The following is a 24250-nucleotide window of genomic DNA, read 5'->3' as shown; positions in this document are numbered from 1 at the left end:
ACGTGGCAGTAGATCGCGCACAGTTAATCGGTGATGTCCGCAGCAATCTGGCGGGCCTGCGTCACGGCAATCTGGGTATTCCCCTGCTGCTGCTGGTCATGCTCGGCATGGTCATGTTGCCGATCCCGGCCTTCCTGCTCGACGTGCTGTTCACCTTCAGCATCGCGCTGTCGATCGTGGTGCTGCTGGTCAGTATCTATGCGCTGCGGCCGCTGGACTTCGCTGTATTCCCCACCATCCTGCTGGCAGCCACGCTGTTGCGTCTGGCCCTGAACGTGGCGTCGACGCGCGTGGTGCTGCTCAACGGTCACGAGGGGCATGGAGCGGCTGGCCAGGTGATCCAGGCCTTCGGTGAAGTGGTGATCGGCGGCAACTACGTGGTGGGTATCGTGGTGTTCGCCATCCTCATGATCATCAACTTCGTGGTGGTCACCAAGGGTGCCGGGCGTATCTCCGAAGTCAGTGCGCGCTTCACCCTCGATGCCATGCCCGGCAAGCAGATGGCCATCGACGCCGACCTCAACGCTGGCCTGATCGATCAGAGCGAAGCCAAGAAACGCCGCAGTGAAGTGTCTCAGGAGGCAGACTTCTACGGCTCGATGGACGGTGCCAGCAAGTTCGTCCGTGGCGATGCCATCGCCGGCCTGCTGATCCTGTTCATCAACCTCATTGGCGGTATCGCCATCGGCGTGCTGCAGCACAGCCTGCCGTTCGCCGAGGCGGGCAAGGTCTACACCCTGCTGACCATCGGTGATGGCCTGGTTGCGCAGATTCCCTCCCTGCTGCTGTCCACTGCCGCAGCGGTCATGGTGACTCGCGTTTCTTCCTCTGAAGATATGGGCGCGCAGGTCAATCGGCAGATGTTCGCTTCGCCACGCGCGCTGGCCGTGGCGGCGGCAATCATGATTGCCATGGGCCTGGTGCCGGGCATGCCGCACTTCTCCTTTATCAGCCTCGGCCTGATCGCTGCTGCCGGCGCCTACTGGATCGCCAATCGCCAGCGCAAGACCAAGGAAGAAGAGGTCAAGGAGGTCCAGCGCCAGCAGGAACTGATCCCTGCGCAGAAGGCGCAGGAGGTCAAGGAGCTGGGTTGGGATGATGTCACCCCGGTGGACATGGTCGGTCTGGAGGTGGGTTATCGCCTGATTCCGCTGGTCGACCGCAACCAGGGGGGGCAACTGCTGGCGCGGATCAAGGGGGTGCGCAAGAAGCTGTCGCAGGAAATGGGCTTTCTCATGCCCTCGGTGCATATCCGCGACAATCTCGATCTGGCGCCCAATGCCTACCGTTTGACGCTGATGGGCGTCAGCGTGGCTGAGGCCGAGGTTTATCCGGATCGCGAATTGGCGATCAACCCTGGCCAGGTGTTCGGTCCGCTCAATGGCATCGCCGCCAAGGATCCGGCGTTCGGTCTGGAGGCCGTGTGGATCGACCCGACTCAGCGCGATCAGGCGCAATCGCTGGGCTACACCGTGGTCGACGCCAGTACCGTGGTGGCCACTCACCTCAACCAGGTCCTGCACAAGCATGCTCACGAGCTGCTGGGGCACGAGGAAGTGCAACAGTTGATGCAGTTGCTGGCCAAGAGCTCGCCGAAGCTGGCCGAGGAGCTGGTGCCGGGGTTGGTGTCGCTATCGACCCTGCTCAAGGTGTTGCAGGCGCTGCTGCAGGAGCAGGTGCCGGTGCGCGACATCCGTACCATCGCCGAGGCCATCGCCAACGTCGCGCCGAAGAGTCAAGATCCCGCCGCGATGGTCGCCGCGGTGCGCGTCTCGCTGGCCCGCGCCATCGTCCAAGGTATCGTGGGACTAGAGCCGGAGCTGCCTGTGATAACCCTTGAGCCAAGGTTGGAACAGATCTTGCTGAACAGTCTGCAGAAGGCCGGTCAGGGCGGTGAGGATGGCATCCTCCTCGAACCGGGCATGGCCGAGAAGCTGCAGCGTTCCCTGGTGGAAGCGGCGCAGCGCCAGGAAATGCTCGGCAAGCCGGTGATTCTGCTGGTGGCCGGACCGGTCCGGGCAATGTTGTCGCGCTTCGCGCGGCTGGCGGTACCCAGCATGCATGTGCTGGCCTACCAGGAAATTCCGGACAACAAGCAGGTCACCATAGTCGCTACGGTTGGCCAGAACTGAGGTAAAGGGTCATGCAGGTTAAACGCTTCTTCGCCGCCGATATGCGAACCGCCATGAAACTGGTGCGTGACGAATTGGGCGCCGACGCCTCGATCATCGGCAATCGCCGTGTCGCCGGTGGTGTCGAGCTGACTGCAGCGCTGGATTATCAGGCGCCGATGCCGGTGCGCCCGAACCCGGCGCTGGAAGCCGAGCTGCGCAAGACCCAGGCGCGCATCGCCAGCGCTCAGGCTGAGCTGACCACGCGTGCCGAGCAGGATGCCGGCAAGGACCGCCAACTGTTCGCCAATGAGTCGTTGCTGGCGCCCGAGCTGCCGGCGACCCTGGTCAAGCCGCAGCGCCCGGTCGAGGCCCCTGTATCGGCTGCGCCTGCGGTCGACCCGCGTGCACTGGAAGCCATGCGTTTCGAGCTGCACGGCTTGCGTGAGTTGATCGAAGTACAGCTGGGTTCCATCGCCTGGGGGCAGCTGCAAAATCGCCGCCCGCAGCAGGCCAACCTATGGCGTCGCCTGCAGCGCATGGGGCTGTCTGCCGAACTGTCGCAGGCGTTGCTGAGCAAAGTGGCCGGCGTTGCCGAGCCGCGTCAGGCCTGGCGCATGCTGCTGGCGCATCTGGCTCACGCGATCACTACACCCAAGGTCGAGCCGTTGGAAGAGGGTGGTGTGATCGCCCTGGTCGGTCCGGCCGGCATGGGCAAGACCACTACCCTGGCCAAGCTGGCTGCGCGTTATGTGCTTAAGTACGGCGCACAACAGGTCGCTCTGGTGAGCATGGACAGCTTCCGTATTGGCGCGCAGGAGCAGCTCAAGACCCTGGGGCGCATCCTCGGTGTGTCGGTGACTCAGATCGACCCTGGTCAGTCTCTGCTGCAGGCTTTGGCGCCGCTGGCCAAGAAGCGCGTGGTGCTGGTCGATACCGCTGGCCTGCCAGGCAACGATCCGGCGCTGCGTCTGCAGTTGGAAAGCCTGGCCTCGGCACGGATCAAGGCGAAGAATTATCTGGTACTGGCCGCAACAAGTCAGAGCCAAGTGCTCAAGGCCGCCTACCATAGTTACAAGCGTTGTGGCCTTTCAGGCTGCATACTGACGAAGTTGGACGAAGCCGCGAGTCTGGGTGAGGTTTTAGGTCTGGCTATAGGCCAGCAACTGCCGGTAGCCTATGTGACGGACGGGCCGCGGATTCCGGATGATCTGCACGTGCCGCGTAGTCACCAGTTGGTCAGCCGTGCCGTAGGGCTGCAGGCTGCCGAGGAGCCGAGTGAAGACGCCATGGCGCAGTTGTTCGCCGGCCTTTATCACAATCCGGCCAAGCGGGCCGGCTGAAGTAGCGAAATTGTTGCACCCTCTCGCACATGGTGCGGGAGTGAACGGCCCGACAGGTGTTTTTCAACGGCCTGTGGGGCCAAGTCGAAGTTAGACAAGGTGTAGAAAGAACATGGGTATGCATCCCGTACAGGTGATTGCGGTGACTGGCGGCAAGGGTGGCGTCGGCAAGACCAATGTGTCGGTCAATCTGTCCATGGCCCTGGCCGATCTCGGCCGTCGGGTGATGTTGATGGACGCTGACCTTGGCTTGGCCAACGTCGATGTTCTGTTGGGCCTGACGCCCAAGCGCACCCTGGCCGATGTCATCGCAGGCGAATGCGATCTGCGCGATGTTCTGCTGCAGGGGCCGGGCGGCGTGCGCATCGTGCCGGCTGCCTCCGGTACGCAGAGCATGGTCAGCCTCACGCCGATGCAGCACGCCGGGTTGATCCAGGCGTTCAGTGACATCAGCGAAAATCTTGACGTGCTGGTGATCGACACCGCCGCCGGTATCGGCGATGCGGTGGTCAGCTTCGTGCGTGCCGCGCAGGAGATCCTTGTGGTGGTCTGCGATGAGCCCACCTCGATTACCGACGCCTACGCGCTGATCAAACTGCTCAATCGCGATCATGGCATCAGCCGCTTCCGCGTACTGGCCAATATGGCTCACAGCCCGCAGGAAGGACGCAATCTCTTTGCTAAGCTGACCAAGGTGACGGATCGTTTCCTCGATGTCGCCCTGCAGTATGTCGGTGCCGTGCCCTACGATGAGTGCGTGCGCAAGGCCGTGCAGAAGCAGCGCGCCGTCTATGAAGCCTTCCCTCGATCCAAGTGCGCCCTGGCGTTCAAGGCGATAGCTCAGAAGGTAGATACCTGGCCGTTACCGGCCAATCCCCGTGGTCATCTGGAGTTTTTCGTCGAGCGTCTGGTGCAACAACCGACCGCAGACTCGGCCGTATGACAGCAGCCTCTGGACTTCGTATGTACAACAAGGCTCAGGCGCAGGACTCCCAGCACCAGCTGATCGAGCGCTATGCGCCTCTGGTCAAGCGTATCGCCTACCACTTGCTGGCCCGTCTGCCGGCTAGCGTGCAGGTCGACGATCTTATCCAGGCCGGCATGATCGGCCTGCTCGAAGCCTCGCGCAAATACGACTCCGGCAAAGGCGCCAGTTTCGAGACTTTCGCGGGTATCCGTATTCGCGGCTCCATGCTCGATGAGGTGCGCAAGGGTGATTGGGCGCCGCGTTCGGTACACCGCAACAGCCGTATGGTCAGCGATGCCATTCGTGTCGTTGAGGCAAGAACCGGACGTGACGCTAAAGATCACGAGGTTGCGGCCGAACTCCAATTGAGTCTGGAGGATTACTACGGCATTCTTGGCGACACTTTGGGCAGCCGCCTGTTCAGCTTCGACGACCTGCTGCAGGACGGCGAGCATGGCGGGTTGCACGAAGACGCCGGACACTCTCACCTCGAACCTTCGCGGGACCTCGAAGACGAACGCTTCCAGGCGGCGTTGGCCGATGCCATCGCTGGCTTGCCGGAGCGCGAACGTCTGGTGCTGGCGCTGTATTACGATGAAGAACTGAACTTGAAGGAAATCGGTGAAGTGCTGGGGGTTAGCGAGTCACGCGTGAGTCAGTTGCACAGCCAGTGCGCAGCGCGTTTGCGCTCGCGGCTGAGTGAATGGCGTGCTGCCTGAACGCGGTGTACTCGAAGGCGCAAACGGTTTCATGATTAAAGGACGTAGTTGCAAGCGCAATACGTTTGGGACTGTACGGAGGTCGACTTGGACAAGAACATGAAAATCCTCATCGTTGACGATTTCTCGACGATGCGACGGATCATCAAGAACCTCTTGCGGGACTTGGGTTTCACCAACACCGCGGAAGCCGATGACGGCACCTCGGCGCTACCGATGCTGCAAAGCGGCAGCTTCGACTTTCTGGTGACCGACTGGAACATGCCCGGCATGACCGGCATCGATCTGCTGCGTGCCGTACGTGCCGACGAGCGCCTCAAGCACCTGCCGGTGCTGATGGTGACCGCTGAAGCCAAGCGCGATCAGATCATCGAGGCGGCCCAGGCCGGTGTGAATGGCTACGTGGTCAAACCCTTCACCGCTCAGGTGTTGAAGGAAAAGATCGAGAAGATCTTCGAGCGGGTCAACGGCTGATGTCAGCCGCGAGGGTGCTATGGAACACGATGACTCCACGCTGGGTGACCTCGAGTCGACCCTGAAAAACAATGCCCGCGATCTGGTCGATAGCCTTGAACAGGGTAACTTCGGCGCTGCGGTGCAACTGATCAACGAGCTGAACAAGGTCCGTGATCGCGGGCTGTATCATGAGGTCGGCAAACTGACCCGTGAACTGCACAACGCCATTGTCAATTTTCAACTCGATCCGCGCATGCCTCATGCCCAGGAGCTGTCGCAGATCGCCGACGCGACCGAGCGTCTGAACTACGTCGTGACCATGACCGAGAAGGCCGCCAACCGGACCATGGATCTGGTCGAGCAGAGTGCGCCGCTGGTCAACGACCTCAGTGACGAAGCGCAGAGCCTCAGCGCCGAATGGGGCCGTTTCATGCGCCGCGAAATCGGGGCTGACGGTTTTCGTGAGCTGGCCAAGCGTGTCGAGCTGTTCCTCGCCCGCAGTGAGCGAGATGGCGTAAAGCTCTCCGGCCACCTCAACGACATTCTGCTCGCGCAGGACTATCAGGATCTCACCGGCCAGGTGATCAAACGTGTCACCCAACTGGTGACCGAAGTGGAAAGCAATCTGCTCAAGCTGATGCTCATGGCCAGCCAGGTCGACCGTTTTGCCGGTATTCAGCACGATCACGAAGCGCTGCGTACCGAACAGGAAAAATCAAAAGAGCCATCGCGGGGTGAAGGTCCGCAGATTCATGCCGATAAGCGTGATGACGTCGCCTCCAGCCAAGACGATGTCGACGACCTGCTGTCCAGTCTAGGGTTCTAAGGAGCACACAAATATGAGCTTCGGCGCCGATGAAGAGATCCTCCAGGATTTCCTGGTAGAGGCCGGCGAGATTCTCGAACAGTTGTCCGAACAGTTAGTCGAGCTGGAAAGCCGACCGGACGACATGAACCTGCTCAACGCCATCTTTCGCGGTTTTCATACCGTCAAGGGCGGAGCGGGTTTCCTCCAGCTCAACGAGCTGGTGGAGTGCTGCCATATCGCCGAAAACGTCTTCGACATCCTGCGCAAGGGTGAGCGTCGCGTCGATTCGGAGCTGATGGATGTGGTGCTCGAGGCTCTTGATGCAGTCAATGGCATGTTTGGCGAGGTGCGTGAGCGTCGCGAGCCCACGCCCGCGTCGCCTGAGCTTCTGGCGGCACTGGCGCGCCTGGCCGAACCGGGCGGCGCCGAGGCGGCTCCTGAGCCCGAGCAGCAGGCCGAGCCGGAACCCGCTCCGGCGCCTCAGCCGGCCGCGTCGTCCGCCCCCGCAGGCGACATCACCGACAGCGAATTCGAGCAACTGCTCGACGCGTTGGGTGAAGCGCCGGCTGCCGCCCCGAGTGCGCAGGCCAGTGCCAGCGACGAGATCACCGATGACGAGTTCGAGTCGCTGCTCGATCAGTTGCACGGCAAAGGCCAGTTCGCCGGTACGGTCGAAACGCACGCCGCTGCGGTAGTCGCTTCTGCGCCTGCTGGCGCACCGGCAGGCGATGACATCACCGACGATGAATTCGAAGCGCTGCTCGATCAACTGCATGGCAAGGGCCAGTTCTCGGCCACGGCCGAAGCCGCTGCTCCGGTTGCAGCCGTAGCTGCAGCGCCCGCTCCGGCGGGTGATGAGATCACCGACGACGAGTTCGAGTCGCTGCTCGATCAATTGCACGGCAAGGGCAAGTTCGTGCCGCCCGCTGAGCCGGCGCCCGCGCCTACCGCTGCGGCTAAACCTGCAGCAGCGCCCAAGGCCGCTGCACCAGTCAAACCCGCAGCAGCCAAGGCTGAGCCTGCTGCTGCTCGTGCCCCTGCCGCGCCTGCGCCGGCTGCCGACAAGGCGCCGGCCGCGAGCGAAGCAGAAACCACTGTACGGGTCGACACTGCGCGCCTCGACGAGATCATGAACATGGTCGGCGAGCTGGTGCTGGTGCGCAACCGTCTGGTGCGCCTGGGCCTGAACAGCGGCGACGAGGCCATGTCGAAGGCGGTATCGAACCTCGACGTGGTCACGGCCGATCTGCAGACCTCGGTGATGAAGACCCGGATGCAGCCGATCAAGAAGGTGTTCGGTCGTTTCCCGCGTCTGGTCCGGGATCTGGCGCGCAACCTGAAGAAGGAAATCAACCTCGAGCTGGTGGGCGAAGAAACCGATCTCGACAAGAACCTGGTCGAGGCCCTGGCTGACCCGTTGGTGCACTTGGTGCGCAACGCCGTCGACCATGGTGTGGAAACGCCGGAAGAACGCGAGAAGAGCGGCAAGGCCCGTGCTGGGCGCGTAGTGCTGTCCGCCGAGCAGGAAGGCGACCATATCCTGCTGTCGATCACCGACGACGGCAAAGGCATGGATGCCGACGTGCTGCGCGCCAAGGCCGTGGAGAAGGGCCTGCTGGACAAGGACGCAGCCGATCGTCTCAACGAGTTCGAATGCTACAACCTGATCTTCGCCCCGGGCTTCTCGACCAAGACCGAGATTTCCGACGTTTCTGGTCGTGGCGTCGGCATGGATGTGGTGAAGACCAAGATTTCCCAGCTCAATGGCACGGTCAACGTGTTCTCGCAGAAAGGCCAGGGCTCGAAAATCATCATCAAGGTGCCGCTGACCCTGGCGATCATGCCGACGCTGATGGTGATGCTGGAGAACCAGGCCTTCGCTTTCCCGCTGGTCAACGTCAACGAGATCTTCCATCTCGACCTGTCGCGCACCAATGTGGTCGATGGTCAGGAAGTGGTGATCGTGCGCGACAAGGCGCTGCCACTGTTTTATCTCAAGCGCTGGTTGGTCCCACAGGCCTTCCATGAAGGCCAGCGCGAAGGCCATGTGGTGATTCTCACCGTTGGCAGTCAGCGCATCGGCTTTGTCGTCGATCAACTGGTCGGCCAGGAAGAAGTGGTCATCAAGCCACTGGGCAAGATGCTGCAAGGCACGCCCGGAATGTCCGGTGCCACGATCACGGGCGACGGACGCATCGCGTTGATTCTCGACGTACCGAGCATGCTCAAGCGCTACGCTCGACGTTTCTGATGTTTCGCGGCGTGGACCTGAAGTCCACGCCGTCTAGGAGTGTGTATGGCAGTCAAGGTCTTGGTGGTGGACGACTCCGGTTTCTTCCGTCGGCGCGTGTCGGAAATTCTGTCTGCTGACCCCAGTATTCAGGTCGTGGGCACGGCCACCAATGGACGGGAAGCCATCGATCAGGCGTTGGCGCTCAAGCCCGACGTGATCACTATGGATTACGAGATGCCGATGATGGACGGCATCACCGCAGTGCGAAACATCATGCAGCGCTGTCCGACACCGGTGCTGATGTTCTCCTCGCTGACGCATGAAGGCGCCCGCGTCACGCTCGATGCGCTGGATGCGGGTGCGGTGGATTTCCTGCCGAAGAACTTCGAAGACATCTCGCGCAACCCCGAAAAGGTCAAGCAGATGCTGTGCGAGAAGGTGCACAGCATCGCTCGCAGCAATCGCCGTTTCAGTTCGGCCGCAGTGGCTCCGGCGCCGACTGCGGCTAGTCTTAGTGCGGCGCCGACAACTCGTCCAGCCGTTTCGGCGCGACCTGCCCCGGCCCCTGCGGTTCCAGCGCGACCAGTGTCAGCGACCGGTGGCGCTGCCTCCGCATCGCCTGCGCCCAAGCGCAAGGCCTACAAGCTGGTGGCCATCGGCACCTCGACCGGTGGCCCGGTGGCGCTGCAGCGCGTGTTGACCCAGCTTCCGGCCAATTTTCCGGCGCCGCTGGTTCTGATCCAGCACATGCCGGCAGCCTTCACCAAGGCGTTCGCCGAGCGCCTGGACAAGCTGTGCCGCATTCAGGTCAAGGAAGCCGAGGACGGCGATATCCTGCGCCCAGGCCTTGCATTGCTGGCTCCTGGTGGCAAGCAGATGATGGTCGATGCGCGCGGTGCGATAAGAATCCTGCCGGGGGACGAACGCCTCAACTACAAACCCTGTGTCGATATCACCTTTGGCTCTGCCGCCAAGTCCTATGGCGACAAGGTACTGGCCGTGGTGCTGACGGGCATGGGCGCCGACGGTCGTGAGGGCGCGCGCCTGCTCAAGCAGGGCGGCAGCCAGGTGTGGGCTCAGGACGAGGCCAGTTGCGTGATCTATGGCATGCCCATGGCCGTGGTCAAAGCCAATCTGGCGGATGCGGTCTACGGCCTGGATGACATCGGCCGGCACCTGACCGAGGCCTGCCAGTGACGGACGCTAAATCGGAAACATGCGCATGGATGTACTGAGCCTTATTGGCGTCATTCTGGCATTCGTTGCCATTCTGGGCGGCAATTATCTCGAAGGCGGCCATGCTGGGGCCCTGCTCAACGGTCCGGCGGCGCTGATCGTCATCGGCGGGACATTGGGCGCGGCCTTTCTGCAGGCACCGGTGCAGGTGTTCAAGCGTGCCATGAGCATCATGCGCTGGATCTTCTTCCCGCCACGCATCGATCTGGTCGGCGGCATCAATCGTGTGACCGGGTGGAGCATGGTGGCGCGCAAGGAAGGCCTGCTCGGTCTGGAAGCGGTGGCTGATGCCGAGCCTGACCCCTATGCGCGCAAGGGCCTGCAGTTACTGGTCGACGGCGCCGAGCCGGAATCCATTCGCAGCATTCTGGAAGTTGATCTCTACACTCAGGAGGCGCGCGATATCCAGGCCGCCAAGGTGTTCGAGAGCATGGGCGGCTATGCACCGACCATTGGCATCATCGGTGCGGTGATGGGCCTGATCCACGTGATGGGCAATCTGGCTGACCCGAGCATGCTTGGCAGCGGTATTGCCGTGGCGTTCGTCGCTACCATCTACGGCGTTGGTTTCGCCAACCTGCTGCTGCTGCCGGCAGGCAACAAGCTCAAATCCATCGCGCTGCGCCAGTCGCGTTACCGCGAGATGCTCCTCGAAGGCATCCTGTCCATCGCCGAGGGTGAAAACCCGCGCTCCATCGAACTGAAGCTGCAAGGCTTCATGGACTGATGGAGGTTTGGCATGGCGCGCAGGCGGCATCATGAAGAGCACGAGAATCACGAGCGCTGGCTGGTGTCCTATGCGGACTTCATCACCTTGCTCTTCGCTTTCTTCGTGGTGATGTATTCGATCTCTTCGATCAACGAAGGCAAGTACAAGATCCTCTCGCAGTCGCTGACCGGCGTATTCAACGAGCCTGATCGCTCGATCAAGCCGATTCCGGTCGGTGAGGAACGGCCGCGTACCAGCGAGCCGGACAACACCTCCATGGACGATCCGAGTTCGGACTCGAACTTGCAAAGCATCGCTTCCAGCGTGCGTGAAGCGTTCGGTGATCTGATCCAGAGTGATCAGCTGACGGTACGCGGCAACGAGATGTGGATCGAGATCGAGCTCAGCTCCAGCCTGCTGTTTCCCAGCGGTGACGCCATTCCGAACAACCAGGCATTCGATATTATCGAGAAGGTCGCCAAAATCCTGGCGCCGTACCAGAACCCGGTCAAGGTCGAAGGTTTCACTGATAACCTGCCGATCCAGACTGCTCAGTACCCAACCAACTGGGAGTTGTCTTCGGCACGGGCGGCGAGCATCGTACGTATGCTGGCCATGGACGGCGTCGATCCTTCACGTCTGGCGGCCGTCGGTTACGGTGAGTTCCAGCCGGTGGCGGACAATGCCACTGCCGAGGGCAGGGGGCGTAATCGCCGGGTGGTGCTGGTGATTTCGCGCAACCTCGATACGCGACGCGGCGCTGGCAGTGCTGCGACCCAGCAGTCAGGGGCTGGCACGCAACCTGCACCAGCGTCTGCGTCGGGGGTTCCACAGTCGTGAGCCGTCAAATCCCAGTCGCCTGCTGCGTGCATGCGACAGCCATTCTCGGCCTGAGCGCCTCTTGCCGGGAGGATGAGAGAAAATGAAAGTCTGGGCAGTAGCCAATCAGAAGGGTGGGGTCGGCAAGACCACCACCTCTATCGCTCTGGCAGGCCTGTTGGCCGATGCCGGCAAGCGTGTGGTCGTGGTCGATCTCGATCCGCATGGGTCGATGACCAGTTACTTCGGCCATGACCCCGATGTACTGGAGCACAGTTGTTTCGACCTGTTCCTGCATCAGGGCAACGTGCCGCAAGGCCTGCCCAAGCAGTTGTTGCACAGCACCAGTCACGAGAATATCGCCCTGTTGCCGTCGAGCACCGCGCTGGCCACGCTCGAGCGCCAGTCGCCGGGGCAGAGTGGCCTGGGGCTGGTGATCGCCAAGAGTCTGGCGCAGCTGTGGGAAGATTTCGATCACGCCGTCATCGACAGCCCACCATTGCTCGGCGTGCTGATGGTTAACGCCCTGGCTGCCAGCCAGCAACTGGTTATTCCGGTGCAGACCGAGTTCCTTGCGGTGAAAGGCCTGGAGCGCATGATCACCACGCTGGCGATGATCAACCGTTCGCGTAAGCAGGCCTTACCCTACACCATCGTGCCGACGCTGTTCGACCGTCGTACCCAGGCGTCCATGAGCACGCTGCGGGTGCTGCGCAATACCTATCCCGAGCACCTGTGGCCGGCCTATATCCCGGTCGATACGCGTTTGCGCGATGCCAGCCGGGCAGGACGCACGCCCTCGCAGTTCGATGCGGGCAGCCGAGGGGTGATCGCCTATCGTGCGCTGCTCAAGCACCTGCTGAGTCATCAGCCGGCGGCACAGGTGGCTTGAAATGAGCGTCTGTGTTGAACTGCGACACTCAAGTCGAAGCATGCAGCGGCCGATAGGCTGTCAAGATCTTATTCCGAGTTCCAGTCATGAGTCGTAACCTCGCCACTGCCACGCGTTCCCAGCTGGCCCTGCAGTCCTACCTCGACGGGCTGCTGCAGGAGGCTGCTGCCGAACTGGAGATGTCCGTCAGTCTCGACGAGTTCGAGGCCGCTGTGCTCGAGGAGCAGGTGCGCGATGCGCGGCTGGTCGAGCCGGCAGCACTCGCCAGTGTGGTCGAGCCGCAGGTGCAGGTGGCCGTTGCCCCGGTTGAATTGCTCGCGCCGATGCAGGCTGAGGTCATCGACGAGGCGCCGCCAGAGCCTGCTCCTGCTGCCGAGCTGGCGCCGCAGCCGGCTGCTCTGCTGGCCGATGGTCGCCCTGCCTGGGCCGAGGAGCCGTTTGAATGCCTGCTGTTCGACGTTGCCGGGCTGACTCTGGCCGTGCCGCTGATTTGCCTGGGCTCGATCTACCCGCTCGAGGGCCAGGAGCTGACACCGCTGTTTGGTCAGCCGGATTGGTTTCTTGGCATCCTGCCGAGCCAGGCCGGTAACCTGAAGGTACTGGATACCGCCCGTTGGGTGATGCCGGACCGTTACCGCGAGGACTTCCGCGAGGGCCTGCAGTACGTGATTTCGGTGCAGGGCTACGAGTGGGGACTGTCGGTGCATCAGGTCAGCCGTTCGATTCGCCTGGACCCGAGCGAGGTCAAGTGGCGCAGTCAGCGTACCCAGCGTCCCTGGTTAGCCGGCACGGTGATCGAGCACATGTGCGCGCTGCTCGACGTGGCGGCACTGGCCGAGCTGATCGCCAGCGGCGGGGCGAAACGCCTGAATGGCGGAAAGCTGCATTGAGAATGGGTGAGCCTGTGCCAACGGGCTCTATAGTTGATGACAAGCGGGTCGACCCGCGCATGCCGCACTGAGCGGTTTTTGATGAGGCTAGGGACATGAAGAAAAGTTCTGCACAAGGTGCCGAAGATCCGATTCTGCAGTGGGTGACCTTTCGCCTGGACAACGAGACCTACGGCATCAACGTGATGCAGGTGCAGGAAGTCCTGCGTTACACCGAGATCGCCCCGGTACCGGGTGCTCCGAGCTATGTGCTGGGCATCATCAACCTGCGCGGCAATGTGGTGACTGTGATCGATACCCGCCAGCGTTTCGGCCTGGGTTCGGCGCCGGTCACCGACAACACCCGTATCGTCATCATCGAAGCGGACAAGCAAGTGGTCGGTATCCTGGTCGATAGCGTGGCCGAAGTGGTCTACCTGCGTCAGTCCGAGATCGAGACAGCACCGAACGTCGGCAACGACGAGTCGGCCAAGTTCATCCAGGGCGTTTGCAACAAGAACGGCGAGCTGCTGATCCTGGTCGAGCTGGACAAGATGATGTCCGAGGAAGAGTGGTCGGAGCTGGAGAGCATCTGAGCCATGTCCGAGTTCGCCATGCTTGCCGCGGCCCTGGCCTTCGTGGCGCTGCTATGCGTGGCACTGGGCATCGTCTGCCAAGGCCTGTACCGCAACCAGCAGCGACTGCTGGCCGAGCAGGCCAAGCGTGACGCCGTGCGCGATACACGGATCAGGGAGCTGAGCAAACGCCTCGACGCCTACCTGACCGGCAGCATTCGCATGGGCGAAGAGCTGCATGAGCTGCGCCGCGTGGTGGCGCCGCTGCCGGACAAGGTCAGCCAGATCGAACAGCGCGACCCCAGCAGTCTGTCGTTCACCCAGGCTGCACGCCTGGTAGGCATGGGCGCCAGCGTCGATGACCTGACCCAGTCCTGTGGCCTGAGCAAGGCCGAGGCCGAACTGATCAGCCGCCTGCACACACCCAAGGCAGGCCAGTCGCAATAGCCGTCCTTGTGCCTTGACGCATAGTCGAGTGCGTTCTTAGCGGGCCTCGCGGCCTGCGCAATCAATCCTAGCGTCCCTGAGCGTCCATCTACGCTGATAGAAGGCAGCGGTTCGTCCGGCTGTGGTCGTCACGGGGGATTGCTCATGCATCGTCTGGTTGTGTTTCTCGTTGGATGGCTGCTCTGCCAGCCCCTGGTTGCCCAGGAGGCGCCGCTGCAGGTCGCGGGTGCGATCACGGTCAACGTCATGCAGGCCAAGCACCTGCACGACCATGGCGCACTGTTCATCGATGTGCGGCCGGCCCGCGAGTGGGGTTGGGGGCATGTCGAGGGTGCCATTCATCTCGACCTGCGCGGGCACTTTGCAGCTCTGGCGCAGGTGCCGTGGCCGCGCGAGGTGCCCCTGGTCATCTACTGTGACAGTGAGGTGTGCGCGCAGAGTGCCGTTGCGGTCGAGCAGGCAGTTGGCTGGGGTTTTACCCGTGTGTTCTATTTTCGTGGCGGTTACTTCGCCTGGCAGTTATTCGATATGCCAAGCAGCAAGGGCAGCACCAACGAACGGCTGGCGCTCAGTTCGCCGGCCCCTTGAGCAAGGGCAGCGGCGGGGTGACGTCGCGCTCGGCATCGGCCTCGAAACCCGGCGGGGTCTTGCCTTGCAGGTGCCAGGCGAAGGCGATGATCTCTGCAATGCAGCGATACAGCGCTTCAGGGATGGCGTCGCCCAGTTCCAGGCGCGCCAGCAGGCGCACCAACTCGGCATTCTCATAAATCGGTACTTCGTATTCGCGAGCGATGGCGAGAATGGCTTCGGCCAGTTCGTCATCGCCCTTGGCGCTGAGTATCGGCGCGTTCTGCCCGTCGTAGTTGAGGGCAATGGCCTGACGTGCTTCGGACTGCGGCTTGCGGCTCATGCGGTTTCATCCACCCAGCGTTGCTCCAGCGATGTCTTCGGCCCTTGCGGCGGCATGCCCTGGCTGCAGGCCAGTTCACCCACCTCCAGACCTGCGGCTTGCAGGCGTTCACGCAGGTTGCCCAGTTCGGCGCTGATCAGTGAAACAGTATCGGCGCGTTCGGCCCATAACTGGCTGGAGAGGCTGCCGCGTAGCAGCTGAGCGCGAACCTGTAGCGGGCCAAGATGATCGAGGTCGAAGGCCAGTTCCACACGCCAGAGCGTTTCCTTCTGTTCCGCTTTTTCCGCCTTGCCGCTGTCCTCGCGCTGCAGTTTGAGCTGCAGGGGAATCACCTCCTGCTGATGGCGCATGGGCAGTTCCAACTGCCAGGTGGTCAGCAGGTTGCCGTTGGCGTCGACCTGGGTTTGCGCCAGGCTCGACAGTTGGTGGGTCTGCAGTCGTGAAACAGCTGCTGCGGCGAGCTTCAGCAGGGTTTCCAGGTCGGCCTCGTCATCCATGTTCTGCAGCAAGCGCGAGGGCAGGGGAAAGGTCAGTGCCTGCTGACGCGCCGAGCCAGTAGCGCCTGCGCCGAGCAGTTGCCGGGCCAGGTTGGGCAGGTTCTGGTTGAGAGCGTTCTGCAGGCCGGCAAGGGGGCCGGAGGCGCCCGGCAATTGCGGCATCAGTTGGGCGATCAGGCGCAGCAGGTTGGCCTTCAGGTCCTGCGGTAATGTGCTGGTCTGTCCCTGCAGCAGTTTGGCTTCGAGCAGCAGACCGCTGCCTTCGAGTGCCTGCGCCAGGCCTTTGGCGGTGCTCAACTGGGTGCTGTCGGGGAGGGCGCCAAGCAGTTTGTCGATACTGCCGCGCAGCGCTTCATTACCGCCGCTCAGCGTCTGCAGCCCCTTGAACAAACCCTCCAGCGACGCCTGGCGATTCTGCTGGGCGGCCAGTTGCTGGCCCAGCACCAATTGATCGAGGCGGCCGCTGAGCGGCAGGAAGGCGAGGCTCTGGCTACCCTGCACCTGGGCGCTGAGCAGGCTGCCGAGCGGCAGGGCCAGCGGGCTGTCGAGCGCCAGCTGGCTACCAGCGAGCGGGGTGTTGAGCAGGTTCACCACCAGGCGATAGATCGACTGCGCGCCCTGTGGCGGCAAAACGTCGCGGCTGACCACTTTGCCCTGGACCAAAGTGCCGGGCGGCAGTTGCTGCAGGTCGAGGCTGGTCAGCGGCTTGTCGCCGCCAGCTTGCAAAACCAGCGCCAGGCGAGTATCCGACAGGGCGGTGACCACCAGCGCACTACCCTGGGCCAGTGGCCTGGGGCTTTCGGCTTGCAGAGTCGCCTGTTTGCCACCTGCGAGGGTCAGCTTGAGCAGCAACTGGAAGCTTTGCGCCTGCTCGCGAATCGCCACGACTTCGGCCTTGGCGCTTTCGCCGGCCGCCAGCATGCCTTCCAGCGGCTGTAACAGGCGCACGGCCAGGTCTGCTGCGGTCGCGGTGTTGCGAACCACCGGCACGGAAGGGGGAAGCGGGCGTGGGCTGCTGATTTCGCTCATGGGCTTTCGTGAAGCTCCGTCCTGTGCGGGTGCCGTAGGATGCGCCGTGCGTACCGGTTTCGACTGCTGGTATGCATGGCACACCCTACGCGATTAACACCCTGTCGAAAATGCTGACTGCGGGGACAGTGATGCGACATGTATAATGCCGGCCCGTTGCGCAGCGCACTTCCGGCACGCGTCAGTATAGCGGCCGGAGCACCGTCGACTTTAACCCTGCCAGGTATCGATGACCCGTCCCGTTCCTCTTCTCGAAGCCGTAGCGCTCAGCTGTGAGCGGGACTGGCGCCTGCTCTTCGAGCAGCTGCATTTTGCCCTGCAGCCGGGTGACATGTTGCAGATCAGTGGCCCCAACGGCAGCGGCAAGACCAGCCTGCTACGGCTGATCGCGGGCCTGCGTCAGCCGACCTCCGGCAACATCCTCCTGCAGGGCCAGACCCTGGCCGAGCAACGCAGCGAGCTGGCGCGCAACCTGCTGTGGATCGGCCATGCCGCCGGTATCAAGGGCCTGCTGACTGCCGAAGAGAATCTGGCCTGGCTCTGCGCCCTGCATCGTCCGGCCAGTCGCGAGGCTATCTGGCAGGCGCTGGAGGCCGTCGGCCTGCGCGGTTTCGAGGATGTTCCCTGCCATACCCTGTCGGCCGGCCAGCAGCGCCGTGTCGCCCTCGCACGCCTGTATCTGGCCGATACGCCGCCTCTGTGGGTGCTCGATGAACCGTTCACTGCGCTGGACAAGAGCGGTGTGGCGCAACTCGAAGCGCACCTGGCCGGTCATTGCGAGCGTGGCGGTGTGGTGGTGCTGACCACTCACCACAGCCTGCAGCACAAGCCAGCGACTTATCGCGATCTGGATCTGGGGCAGCACGCCGCATGAGCAACGTCTTCAATCAGTTGTTATCGCGCGAAATGCGCTTGCTCGCTCGTCGTCCGTCCGACCTGGCCAACCCGCTGGTGTTCTTCGCCATCGTCATCGCACTGTTCCCTCTGGCGGTAGGGCCGGAGACGCAATTGTTGCAAACCCTTTCTCCGGGCCTGGTCTGGGTCGCAGCGCTTTTGGCCGTGCTGCTCTCGCTGGACGGGCTTTTCCGCAGTGATTTCGAGGATGGCTCGCTCGAACAGTGGGTCCTTTCGTCGCACCCCCTGCCTCTTCTGGTGTTGGCCAAGGTGCTGGCACACTGGCTTTTCAGTGGTCTGGCGCTGGTTTTGCTGGCGCCTGTACTGGCGCTGATGCTCGGTCTGCCTGAGCGTTGCCTGCCGGTACTGCTGATTTCCCTGCTGCTCGGCACCCCGGTGCTGAGCCTGCTCGGCGCGGTGGGCGCGGCGCTCACCGTTGGTCTCAAGCGCGGCGGCCTGCTGCTGGCGCTGCTGATCCTGCCGCTGTACATCCCGGTGCTGATTCTTGGCAGCGGGGCGCTGCAGGCGGCCTTGCAAGGACTGCCGGCTAGCGGCCACCTGTTGTGGCTGGCGAGCCTCACTGCCCTGGCGGTGACCCTGACACCTTTTGCGATTGCCGCCGGTCTGACCATCAGTGTCGGCGAATAAGAACGAACCGTGATGTAGCCCGGATGGGATCCGGGAGCTCTCGATAGCCTCCCCGGATTGCATCCGGGCTACGTAGTAGATGATGAGTCGAACTGAATGAACTGGACGTGGTTTCACAAGTGGGGTTCGCCCAAGTGGTTCTATGAGATGAGTGGCCGCTGGCTGCCTTGGCTCAGCATCGCTGCCGTGGTGCTGATCACCGTAGGCCTGATCTGGGGCCTCGCGTTTGCGCCGCCGGACTATCAACAGGGCAACAGCTTTCGCATCATCTATATCCACGTGCCTGCGGCCTTCCTCGCCCAGTCGATCTACGTGACGCTGGCCATTGCCGGCCTGGTCGGGCTGGTATGGAAGATGAAACTGGCCGACGTCGCCTTGCAGCAGGCTGCTCCCATCGGCGCCTGGATGACCGCAATCGCGTTGCTCACCGGCGCCATCTGGGGCAAACCGACCTGGGGCACCTACTGGGTGTGGGACGCGCGCCTGACCTCGATGCTGATCCTGCTGTTCCTCTACTTCGGCGTCATCGCCCTGGGCAATGCCATCAGCAACCGTGACAGCGCCGCCAAAGCCTGCGCCGTGCTGGCCATCGTCGGTGTGATCAACATCCCGATCATCAAGTATTCGGTGGAATGGTGGAACTCGCTGCACCAGACCGCCACCTTCAAGATCACTGAAAAACCCGCGATGCCGATGGAGATGTGGCTGCCGCTGCTGCTGGCGGTGCTGGGATTCTATTGCTTCTTCGGCGCCGTGCTGCTCTATCGCATGCGCCTGGACGTGCTCAAGCGCGAAGCGCGCAGCAGTTGGGTCAAGGCCGAAGTGCAGACGCTGGTGGAGGGCAAGGCATGAGTTTCGCGTCGTTCTCCGAGTTTCTCGCCATGGGTACTCATGGCCCCTACGTCTGGAGCGCCTACGGCATCAGCCTGGCGATCCTGGCGTTGAATGTGGTGCTGCCAATCCTGGCGCGCCGCCGTTACCTGCAAGACGAGGCGCGCCGTTTGCGCCGGGAGAAGTCGAAGTGAATCCGGTTCGCAAGAAACGCCTGTACATCGTTCTGGCCATCCTCTGCGGCGTCAGTATCGCCGTGGCGCTGGCGCTGACCGCGCTGCAGGAGAACATCAACCTGTTCTACACCCCCAGTCAGATCGCCAATGGCGAAGCCCCGGTCGATACTCGCATTCGTGCTGGTGGCCTGGTGGAAGAGGGCTCCGTCAAGCGTTCCGCTGATACCCTGGAAGTCGACTTCGTCGTCACTGATGGCGCCCACGGCGTGACCATTCGCTATCACGGCATTCTCCCGGACCTGTTCCGTGAAGGTCAGGGCATCGTTGCGCTCGGTCGGGTCAATGAAGAGGGCGTGCTGGTGGCGGACGAGGTGCTGGCCAAGCACGACGAGAATTACATGCCGCCTGAAGTCATGCAGGCGCTGGAAAAGAGCGGAATGATGCAGCAGCACAATGATGCCAAAGCCGCTAAGCAGGGCTATCAGCAGGAGAGCGCACAATGATCCCCGAGCTCGGCCATCTGGCGATGATCCTGGCGCTGTGCCTGTGTCTGGTGCAGGCGACACTGCCGCTGATCGGTGCCTGGCGTGGTGACCACCAGTGGATGAGCCTGGCTCAGCCGGCCGCCTGGGGTCAGTTCGCCTTCCTGCTGTTTTCCTTCATCTGCCTGACCTATGCCTTCATGGTCGACGACTTCTCCGTCGCCTACGTGGCGAACAACTCCAACAGCGCGCTGCCCTGGTACTACAAGTTCAGCGCGGTATGGGGCGCGCACGAAGGCTCCTTGCTGCTGTGGGCGCTGATCCTGGCGGGCTGGACCTTCGCCGTAGCGATCTTCTCGCGCCACCTGCCGGAAGAGATGCTCGCCCGTGTGCTTGCGGTGATGGGCATGATCAGCGTCGGGTTTTTGCTGTTTCTGATCGTCACCTCAAACCCCTTCGAGCGCCTGCTGCCGAACGCGCCGGCCGATGGCCGCGACCTCAACCCCTTGCTGCAGGACTTCGGCCTGATTGTGCACCCGCCGATGCTGTACATGGGCTATGTCGGTTTCTCGGTGGCCTTCGCCTTCGCCATTGCCGCCTTGCTCGGCGGCAAGCTGGATGCCGCCTGGGCGCGCTGGTCGCGTCCGTGGACCATCGTCGCCTGGGCCTTCCTCGGCATCGGTATCGCCTTGGGCTCCTGGTGGGCCTACTACGAGCTTGGCTGGGGTGGCTGGTGGTTCTGGGACCCGGTAGAGAACGCGTCTTTCATGCCCTGGTTGGTAGGCACCGCCTTGATTCACTCGTTGGCTGTGACGGAAAAACGTGGGGTGTTCAAGAGCTGGACCGTGCTGCTGGCCATCGCGGCCTTCTCCCTGAGCCTGCTGGGTACCTTCCTGGTGCGTTCCGGCGTACTGACCTCGGTACACGCCTTCGCCACTGATCCGGAGCGCGGCGTGTTCATCCTCGCCTTCCTGCTGGTGGTGGTGGGCGGTTCGCTGGCGCTGTTCGCCGTGCGCGCGCCGGTGGTCAAGAGCCAGGTCGGCTTTGGCCTGTGGTCGCGTGAGACGCTGCTGCTGATCAATAACATCGTGCTGGTGGTCTCGGCTGCGATGATTCTGCTCGGCACGCTCTACCCGCTGGTGCTCGACGCGCTGACCGGGGCCAAGCTGTCGGTCGGCCCGCCTTACTTCAACGCGTTGTTCCTGCCGCTGATGGCACTGCTGATGGCCGTGATCAGTGTCGGCGTGCTGGTGCGCTGGAAGGACACCCCGCTGAAATGGCTGGGTAGCATGCTGACGCCGGTGCTGGTGGCCAGCGTGGTGCTGGCTGTAGTTGCCACCTTCCTGCACGGCGATTTCAACTGGGCCGTTCTGGCCGTTTGCCTGCTGGCCTTCTGGGTGATCCTCGCTGGCGTGCGCGACATTCTCGACAAGACGCGCCACAAGGGCCTGCTAAAAGGCCTGCCGAGCCTGGGCCGCAGCTACTGGGGCATGCAGATGGCGCACTTCGGTTTCGCCGTGTGCGCCCTGGGTGTGGTGCTCACCAGCCTGGGCAGTTACGAGCGCGATCTGCGCATGGCGCCGGGTGACTCCGTGGAACTGGGCGGCTACCGCTTCCAGTTCGACGGCGCCGTGCATCATGAAGGCCCCAACTTCATCTCCGACAAGGGCACGGTGCGCGTATTCGACGGCGAGCGGCAGATCAGTGTGTTGTACCCGGAGAAGCGCCTGTACACCGTGCAGCAGGCGACCATGACCGAGGCGGGCATCGATGCCGGCTTCACCCGCGACCTGTTCGTTGCCCTTGGCGAGCCGCTGGAGCAGGGCGCCTGGGCAGTGCGTGTGCACATCAAGCCCTTCGTCCGCTGGATCTGGCTGGGCGCGTTGCTGATGGGCTTCGGCGGCTTGCTCGCTGCGGCCGACAAGCGCTACCGCATCAAGGTCAGAACCCGCGTGCGCGAAGCCCTGGGCATGCAGGAGGCCAGCGCATGAGACGTCTGCTCCTGCTGTTGCCGCTGCTGGCCTTTCTGGCGATTGCCGTATTCCTCTATCGCGGCCTGTTCCTCGATCCGTCCGAACTGCCTTCGGCGCTGATCGGCAAGCCGTTCCCGGCCTTCAGCCTACCGTCGCTGGATGATCCCGAGCGCACTCTCAGCGAGGCCGACATCAAGGGCCGACCTGCGCTGGTCAACGTCTGGGCCACCTGGTGCCCGGCCTGCCGCCACGAGCATCCGGTGCTGAACAAGCTGGCTGAGGCCGGCGTGGTGATCCATGGGGTCAACTACAAGGACAAGCGTGAGCCGGCGCAGAAATGGCTGCGCGACCTGCACAACCCGTATCAGCTCAACATCGAGGACGCCAAGGGCAGCCTGGGGCTGGACCTGGGTGTGTACGGCGCGCCGGAGACCTTCTTCGTCGATGCCAAGGGCATCATCCGTCACAAGTTCGTCGGCACCATCGACGAGCGCGTCTGGCGCGAGAAGCTGGCGCCCATCTACCAGCAACTGGTCGACGAGGCCCAGCCATGAAGCGTCTGCTGATTTCTGCCGGTCTGGCGCTGGGCCTGCTGGCCAGCGCGCATGCCGCCATCGATACCTTCGAGTTCGCCAACGAGGCCGAGCGTCAGCGCTATCGCGATCTGATCGAAGAGCTGCGTTGCCCGAAGTGCCAGAACCAGAACATTGCCGACTCCGATGCGCCGATCGCCATGGATCTGCGCGGCGAGATCTACCGGATGCTCGAAGAGGGCAAGAGCAACGAGGAAATCATCGATTTCCTGGTCTCGCGCTATGGCGACTTCGTGCTCTACAAGCCGCCGCTGACCAGCCGCACACTGCTGCTCTGGTACGGCCCGGCCGGCCTGCTGGTAATAGGTTTCGCTGTGCTCGGGGTGATCGTCCTGCGCCGCCGTGGTCAGAACAAGGACCGCTCGGCTGCCGGCCTCTCCGTCGATGAGCAGGCGCGCCTCGCCGCGCTGCTCGAACAAGCCTCTCAGGACAAGAAAGACCGATGATCGATTTCTGGTTGCCCGCCGGGCTGCTGTTGCTGACTGCCCTGGCGTTTCTGCTGATTCCGGTACTGCGTATTCGCAAGCTGCAGGCCGAAGAAGACCGCACAGCACTCAACGTCACCCTCTATCAGGAGCGCCTGCAGGAGCTGGAAAACCAACTCCAGGCTGGCGTGCTCGATCAAGCGCAGATGGAGGCCGGTCGCGCCGAGGCAGCGCGCGAGCTGCTGGACGACACCGAAGGCGTGCAGCGCCGCAGCAGCGTGCTTGGCGGCAAGATTCCGCTGATTTCGGCGCTGCTGGTTCCGGTGCTGGGTGTGGCCCTTTATCTGCACTGGGGCGCTGTCGATGAGGTCGTACAGACTCGCCAAATGACCGCTGCGCAGCCGCAAAGCATCGAGGAGATGACCGCGCGTCTGGAGCAGACCGTGCAGCAACAGCCGGAGTCTGCCGAGGCCTGGTACTTCCTCGGTCGTACCTACATGGCGCAGGAGCGTGCCGGCGATGCCGCCAAGGCGTTCGAGCGTGCCGTGGAAATCGCCGGGCGTGCCCCGGAACTACTCGGCCAATGGGCGCAGGCGCTGTACTTCGCCGAAGGTAAGCAGTGGAGCGAGCAGATGCAGGCGCTCACCGACGAAGCGTTGAAGGCCGATCCGCAAGAGGTCACCAGCCTCGGCCTGCTCGGTATCGCCGCCTATGAAAGCCAGCGCTATGCCGATGCTGTGAGTTACTGGGAGCGCCTGGTCGCCGTGCTGCCGGAACAGGACCCTTCGCGTGCGGCGATCGCCGGCGGTATCGAACGCGCTCGTCAGCAGATGGGCGAGGGCGAGCAGCCCAACGCGGCTGCCGAGCCGAGCACCAAGGTGCATGCGCTGGAGGTCAGTGTATCGCTGTCACCTGAAGTGCAGCAGAATGTTCAGCCGGACGATGCCGTATTCGTATTTGCCCGCGCACTCAGTGGCCCGCCGATGCCGCTGGCGGTCAAGCGCCTGAAGGTCTCCGACCTGCCGGTGCAGATCAGCCTTTCCGATGTGGATGCGATGATGCCTGAACTGAAGATTTCCCGATTCGACCAGGTGCAACTGGTGGCGCGTGTATCCCGAGCGGGTAACGCCACCCAGGGCGAATGGACCGGCCAGACCGGCCCGGTGGCCAACACCTCCCGTGACGTTCAGGCGCTGCTGATCGACAGCCGCGACAGGCAGGCCCAGTGAAGCGTTTGGTGCTGGCCTGCGCACTCGGGCTTGGCCTGAGTGGCTGCGTATTGCAGCAACCGAGTGCACCGGTCGGCGAACTGCCGCCGGTGCAGCAGCCCTCGCACCCGCGCTACGCGCCACCGCCTGGGGTGAAGAGCCACTGGAATCCGGGACTGGGCGTCTATGTGGTCGAAGGCGCACGTGATCTGTACTACCGCGAGCGCATCTTCTACCGCTGGGACGGCGCTTGGAGCTGGTCGTCGCAAGCCGGCGGGCCGTGGAAGGCTACCGACAGCTCGGGCATCCCGCCGGGACTGTTTCGCCAGTACCAGAACCGCTGATCGCGTATGGCGGGTGAAACCCGTCAATCGGCCTGGCGGGTTGCACCCGCCCCACA

At 62.9% G+C, this 24250-nt stretch carries 27 protein-coding genes; 25 read left to right on the top strand and 2 right to left on the bottom strand.

Annotated features, from left to right (window positions below):
* Positions 1 to 2: 2 nt before the first annotated feature.
* The 15 genes from flhA to H3221_RS14515 all read left to right on the top strand — a co-directional run bounded on the left by flhA (position 3) and on the right by H3221_RS14515 (position 14772).
* A complete protein-coding gene (flhA, locus tag H3221_RS14585) occupies positions 3 to 2132 on the top strand; it encodes a flagellar biosynthesis protein FlhA (protein ID WP_397428051.1) in 2130 nt (709 codons plus the stop codon).
* Positions 2133 to 2143: 11 nt separating this feature from the next.
* On the top strand, positions 2144 to 3454 hold the full coding sequence (gene flhF, locus H3221_RS14580) for a flagellar biosynthesis protein FlhF (RefSeq protein ID WP_160017633.1): 1311 nt from the start codon (positions 2144 to 2146) through the stop codon (positions 3452 to 3454).
* Positions 3455 to 3566: 112 nt separating this feature from the next.
* On the top strand, positions 3567 to 4397 hold the full coding sequence (fleN, locus tag H3221_RS14575) for a flagellar synthesis regulator FleN (RefSeq protein WP_162843938.1): 831 nt from the start codon (positions 3567 to 3569) through the stop codon (positions 4395 to 4397).
* Complete coding sequence (gene fliA / locus H3221_RS14570; protein ID WP_178094620.1) at positions 4394 to 5140, top strand: RNA polymerase sigma factor FliA; 747 nt, start codon at positions 4394 to 4396, stop codon at positions 5138 to 5140. The genes fleN and fliA overlap by 4 nt, the downstream gene beginning before the upstream one ends.
* 99 nt (positions 5141 to 5239) lie before the next feature.
* Entirely contained in the window at positions 5240 to 5614 is a 375-nt protein-coding gene (locus H3221_RS14565) for a chemotaxis response regulator CheY (protein ID WP_169968482.1), read from the top strand.
* Positions 5615 to 5633: 19 nt separating this feature from the next.
* Positions 5634 to 6422, top strand: a complete 789-nt coding sequence (locus tag H3221_RS14560; protein WP_160017635.1) for a protein phosphatase CheZ — start codon at positions 5634 to 5636, stop codon at positions 6420 to 6422.
* 13 nt (positions 6423 to 6435) lie between these two features.
* Positions 6436 to 8655 carry a chemotaxis protein CheA gene (locus tag H3221_RS14555; RefSeq protein ID WP_196476386.1) on the top strand — a complete coding sequence of 740 codons (2220 nt, stop codon included), beginning with the start codon at positions 6436 to 6438 and terminating at the stop codon, positions 8653 to 8655.
* A 45-nt stretch (positions 8656 to 8700) separates the two neighbouring features.
* On the top strand, positions 8701 to 9834 hold the full coding sequence (locus H3221_RS14550; protein ID WP_125834265.1) for a protein-glutamate methylesterase/protein-glutamine glutaminase: 1134 nt from the start codon (positions 8701 to 8703) through the stop codon (positions 9832 to 9834).
* A gap of 25 nt (positions 9835 to 9859) precedes the next feature.
* Positions 9860 to 10600, top strand: coding sequence for a flagellar motor protein (locus H3221_RS14545; protein ID WP_017679181.1), 741 nt, complete (start codon positions 9860 to 9862; stop codon positions 10598 to 10600).
* Positions 10601 to 10612: 12 nt separating this feature from the next.
* Positions 10613 to 11422: a flagellar motor protein MotD gene (gene motD / locus H3221_RS14540; RefSeq protein WP_196476385.1), complete on the top strand. Its 810-nt coding sequence runs from the start codon at positions 10613 to 10615 to the stop codon at positions 11420 to 11422.
* Between the two features lie 82 nt (positions 11423 to 11504).
* Positions 11505 to 12293 (top strand): ParA family protein, encoded by a 789-nt coding sequence (locus H3221_RS14535; RefSeq protein WP_160017639.1) that lies wholly within the window; start codon positions 11505 to 11507, stop codon positions 12291 to 12293.
* Between the two features lie 86 nt (positions 12294 to 12379).
* Positions 12380 to 13183: a CheW domain-containing protein gene (locus tag H3221_RS14530; RefSeq protein WP_196476384.1), complete on the top strand. Its 804-nt coding sequence runs from the start codon at positions 12380 to 12382 to the stop codon at positions 13181 to 13183.
* A gap of 95 nt (positions 13184 to 13278) precedes the next feature.
* Positions 13279 to 13758 carry a chemotaxis protein CheW gene (locus H3221_RS14525; protein ID WP_003243242.1) on the top strand — a complete coding sequence of 160 codons (480 nt, stop codon included), beginning with the start codon at positions 13279 to 13281 and terminating at the stop codon, positions 13756 to 13758.
* Between the two features lie 3 nt (positions 13759 to 13761).
* Positions 13762 to 14184 (top strand): DUF2802 domain-containing protein, encoded by a 423-nt coding sequence (locus H3221_RS14520; protein ID WP_196476383.1) that lies wholly within the window; start codon positions 13762 to 13764, stop codon positions 14182 to 14184.
* Positions 14185 to 14328: 144 nt separating this feature from the next.
* Positions 14329 to 14772 (top strand): rhodanese-like domain-containing protein, encoded by a 444-nt coding sequence (locus H3221_RS14515; RefSeq protein WP_196476382.1) that lies wholly within the window; start codon positions 14329 to 14331, stop codon positions 14770 to 14772.
* Here H3221_RS14515 and H3221_RS14510 read toward each other — a convergent pair.
* On the bottom strand, positions 14753 to 15094 hold the full coding sequence (locus tag H3221_RS14510) for an EscU/YscU/HrcU family type III secretion system export apparatus switch protein (RefSeq protein WP_196476381.1): 342 nt from the start codon (positions 15092 to 15094) through the stop codon (positions 14753 to 14755). The two genes, H3221_RS14515 and H3221_RS14510, sit on opposite strands and share 20 nt — an antisense overlap.
* Positions 15091 to 16620, bottom strand: coding sequence for a flagellar hook-length control protein FliK (fliK, locus tag H3221_RS14505; protein ID WP_196476380.1), 1530 nt, complete (start codon positions 16618 to 16620; stop codon positions 15091 to 15093). Before fliK ends, H3221_RS14510 begins: the two co-directional genes overlap by 4 nt.
* Before the next feature lie 229 nt (positions 16621 to 16849).
* Here fliK and ccmA point away from each other — a divergent pair, with 229 nt between their 5' ends.
* From ccmA to H3221_RS14455, 10 genes are all read left to right on the top strand, one after another.
* Positions 16850 to 17494 carry a cytochrome c biogenesis heme-transporting ATPase CcmA gene (gene ccmA, locus H3221_RS14500; RefSeq protein WP_196476379.1) on the top strand — a complete coding sequence of 215 codons (645 nt, stop codon included), beginning with the start codon at positions 16850 to 16852 and terminating at the stop codon, positions 17492 to 17494.
* A complete protein-coding gene (gene ccmB, locus H3221_RS14495; RefSeq protein WP_196476378.1) occupies positions 17491 to 18162 on the top strand; it encodes a heme exporter protein CcmB in 672 nt (223 codons plus the stop codon). Before ccmA ends, ccmB begins: the two co-directional genes overlap by 4 nt.
* Positions 18163 to 18258: 96 nt before the next feature.
* Positions 18259 to 19014 carry a heme ABC transporter permease gene (locus tag H3221_RS14490; protein ID WP_196476377.1) on the top strand — a complete coding sequence of 252 codons (756 nt, stop codon included), beginning with the start codon at positions 18259 to 18261 and terminating at the stop codon, positions 19012 to 19014.
* A complete protein-coding gene (ccmD, locus tag H3221_RS14485) occupies positions 19011 to 19187 on the top strand; it encodes a heme exporter protein CcmD (RefSeq protein WP_021489619.1) in 177 nt (58 codons plus the stop codon). The genes H3221_RS14490 and ccmD overlap by 4 nt, the downstream gene beginning before the upstream one ends.
* Complete coding sequence (gene ccmE / locus H3221_RS14480; RefSeq protein WP_196476376.1) at positions 19184 to 19672, top strand: cytochrome c maturation protein CcmE; 489 nt, start codon at positions 19184 to 19186, stop codon at positions 19670 to 19672. Before ccmD ends, ccmE begins: the two co-directional genes overlap by 4 nt.
* Entirely contained in the window at positions 19669 to 21642 is a 1974-nt protein-coding gene (locus H3221_RS14475) for a heme lyase CcmF/NrfE family subunit (RefSeq protein ID WP_196476375.1), read from the top strand. Before ccmE ends, H3221_RS14475 begins: the two co-directional genes overlap by 4 nt.
* Positions 21639 to 22178, top strand: coding sequence for a DsbE family thiol:disulfide interchange protein (locus H3221_RS14470; protein ID WP_093050903.1), 540 nt, complete (start codon positions 21639 to 21641; stop codon positions 22176 to 22178). Before H3221_RS14475 ends, H3221_RS14470 begins: the two co-directional genes overlap by 4 nt.
* Positions 22175 to 22663 (top strand): cytochrome c-type biogenesis protein, encoded by a 489-nt coding sequence (locus tag H3221_RS14465; protein WP_196476374.1) that lies wholly within the window; start codon positions 22175 to 22177, stop codon positions 22661 to 22663. The genes H3221_RS14470 and H3221_RS14465 overlap by 4 nt, the downstream gene beginning before the upstream one ends.
* Positions 22660 to 23871, top strand: coding sequence for a c-type cytochrome biogenesis protein CcmI (ccmI, locus tag H3221_RS14460; RefSeq protein WP_196476373.1), 1212 nt, complete (start codon positions 22660 to 22662; stop codon positions 23869 to 23871). Before H3221_RS14465 ends, ccmI begins: the two co-directional genes overlap by 4 nt.
* Positions 23868 to 24194 carry a hypothetical protein gene (locus H3221_RS14455; protein ID WP_196476372.1) on the top strand — a complete coding sequence of 109 codons (327 nt, stop codon included), beginning with the start codon at positions 23868 to 23870 and terminating at the stop codon, positions 24192 to 24194. Before ccmI ends, H3221_RS14455 begins: the two co-directional genes overlap by 4 nt.
* Positions 24195 to 24250 lie beyond the last annotated feature (56 nt).

It is taken from the genome of Pseudomonas chaetocerotis (assembly GCF_015712105.2).
GTDB lineage: Bacteria > Pseudomonadota > Gammaproteobacteria > Pseudomonadales > Pseudomonadaceae > Aquipseudomonas > Aquipseudomonas chaetocerotis.
The sequence above is the reverse complement of the archived record's forward strand: the minus strand, read 5'-3'. Positions and strand labels throughout refer to the sequence as shown.

Excerpts from the sequence above, each read along its gene's own strand:
- ccmI (WP_196476373.1), top strand. The coding sequence starts at position 22,660 with ATGATCGATTTCTGGTTGCCCGCCGGGCTGCTGTTGCTGACTGCCCTG.
- H3221_RS14550 (WP_125834265.1), top strand. The coding sequence starts at position 8,701 with ATGGCAGTCAAGGTCTTGGTGGTGGACGACTCCGGTTTCTTCCGTCGG.
- fliK (WP_196476380.1), bottom strand. The coding sequence starts at position 16,620 with ATGAGCGAAATCAGCAGCCCACGCCCGCTTCCCCCTTCCGTGCCGGTG.
- H3221_RS14515 (WP_196476382.1), top strand. The coding sequence starts at position 14,329 with ATGCATCGTCTGGTTGTGTTTCTCGTTGGATGGCTGCTCTGCCAGCCC.
- motD (WP_196476385.1), top strand. The coding sequence starts at position 10,613 with ATGGCGCGCAGGCGGCATCATGAAGAGCACGAGAATCACGAGCGCTGG.
- H3221_RS14510 (WP_196476381.1), bottom strand. The coding sequence starts at position 15,094 with ATGAGCCGCAAGCCGCAGTCCGAAGCACGTCAGGCCATTGCCCTCAAC.
- H3221_RS14520 (WP_196476383.1), top strand. The coding sequence starts at position 13,762 with ATGTCCGAGTTCGCCATGCTTGCCGCGGCCCTGGCCTTCGTGGCGCTG.
- H3221_RS14560 (WP_160017635.1), top strand. The coding sequence starts at position 5,634 with ATGGAACACGATGACTCCACGCTGGGTGACCTCGAGTCGACCCTGAAA.
- ccmA (WP_196476379.1), top strand. The coding sequence starts at position 16,850 with ATGACCCGTCCCGTTCCTCTTCTCGAAGCCGTAGCGCTCAGCTGTGAG.
- H3221_RS14475 (WP_196476375.1), top strand. The coding sequence starts at position 19,669 with ATGATCCCCGAGCTCGGCCATCTGGCGATGATCCTGGCGCTGTGCCTG.
- fleN (WP_162843938.1), top strand. The coding sequence starts at position 3,567 with ATGGGTATGCATCCCGTACAGGTGATTGCGGTGACTGGCGGCAAGGGT.
- H3221_RS14555 (WP_196476386.1), top strand. The coding sequence starts at position 6,436 with ATGAGCTTCGGCGCCGATGAAGAGATCCTCCAGGATTTCCTGGTAGAG.
- H3221_RS14545 (WP_017679181.1), top strand. The coding sequence starts at position 9,860 with ATGGATGTACTGAGCCTTATTGGCGTCATTCTGGCATTCGTTGCCATT.
- H3221_RS14565 (WP_169968482.1), top strand. The coding sequence starts at position 5,240 with ATGAAAATCCTCATCGTTGACGATTTCTCGACGATGCGACGGATCATC.
- H3221_RS14490 (WP_196476377.1), top strand. The coding sequence starts at position 18,259 with ATGAACTGGACGTGGTTTCACAAGTGGGGTTCGCCCAAGTGGTTCTAT.
- H3221_RS14470 (WP_093050903.1), top strand. The coding sequence starts at position 21,639 with ATGAGACGTCTGCTCCTGCTGTTGCCGCTGCTGGCCTTTCTGGCGATT.
- H3221_RS14465 (WP_196476374.1), top strand. The coding sequence starts at position 22,175 with ATGAAGCGTCTGCTGATTTCTGCCGGTCTGGCGCTGGGCCTGCTGGCC.
- ccmD (WP_021489619.1), top strand. The coding sequence starts at position 19,011 with ATGAGTTTCGCGTCGTTCTCCGAGTTTCTCGCCATGGGTACTCATGGC.
- fliA (WP_178094620.1), top strand. The coding sequence starts at position 4,394 with ATGACAGCAGCCTCTGGACTTCGTATGTACAACAAGGCTCAGGCGCAG.
- flhF (WP_160017633.1), top strand. The coding sequence starts at position 2,144 with ATGCAGGTTAAACGCTTCTTCGCCGCCGATATGCGAACCGCCATGAAA.
- H3221_RS14535 (WP_160017639.1), top strand. The coding sequence starts at position 11,505 with ATGAAAGTCTGGGCAGTAGCCAATCAGAAGGGTGGGGTCGGCAAGACC.
- H3221_RS14525 (WP_003243242.1), top strand. The coding sequence starts at position 13,279 with ATGAAGAAAAGTTCTGCACAAGGTGCCGAAGATCCGATTCTGCAGTGG.
- H3221_RS14530 (WP_196476384.1), top strand. The coding sequence starts at position 12,380 with ATGAGTCGTAACCTCGCCACTGCCACGCGTTCCCAGCTGGCCCTGCAG.
- ccmB (WP_196476378.1), top strand. The coding sequence starts at position 17,491 with ATGAGCAACGTCTTCAATCAGTTGTTATCGCGCGAAATGCGCTTGCTC.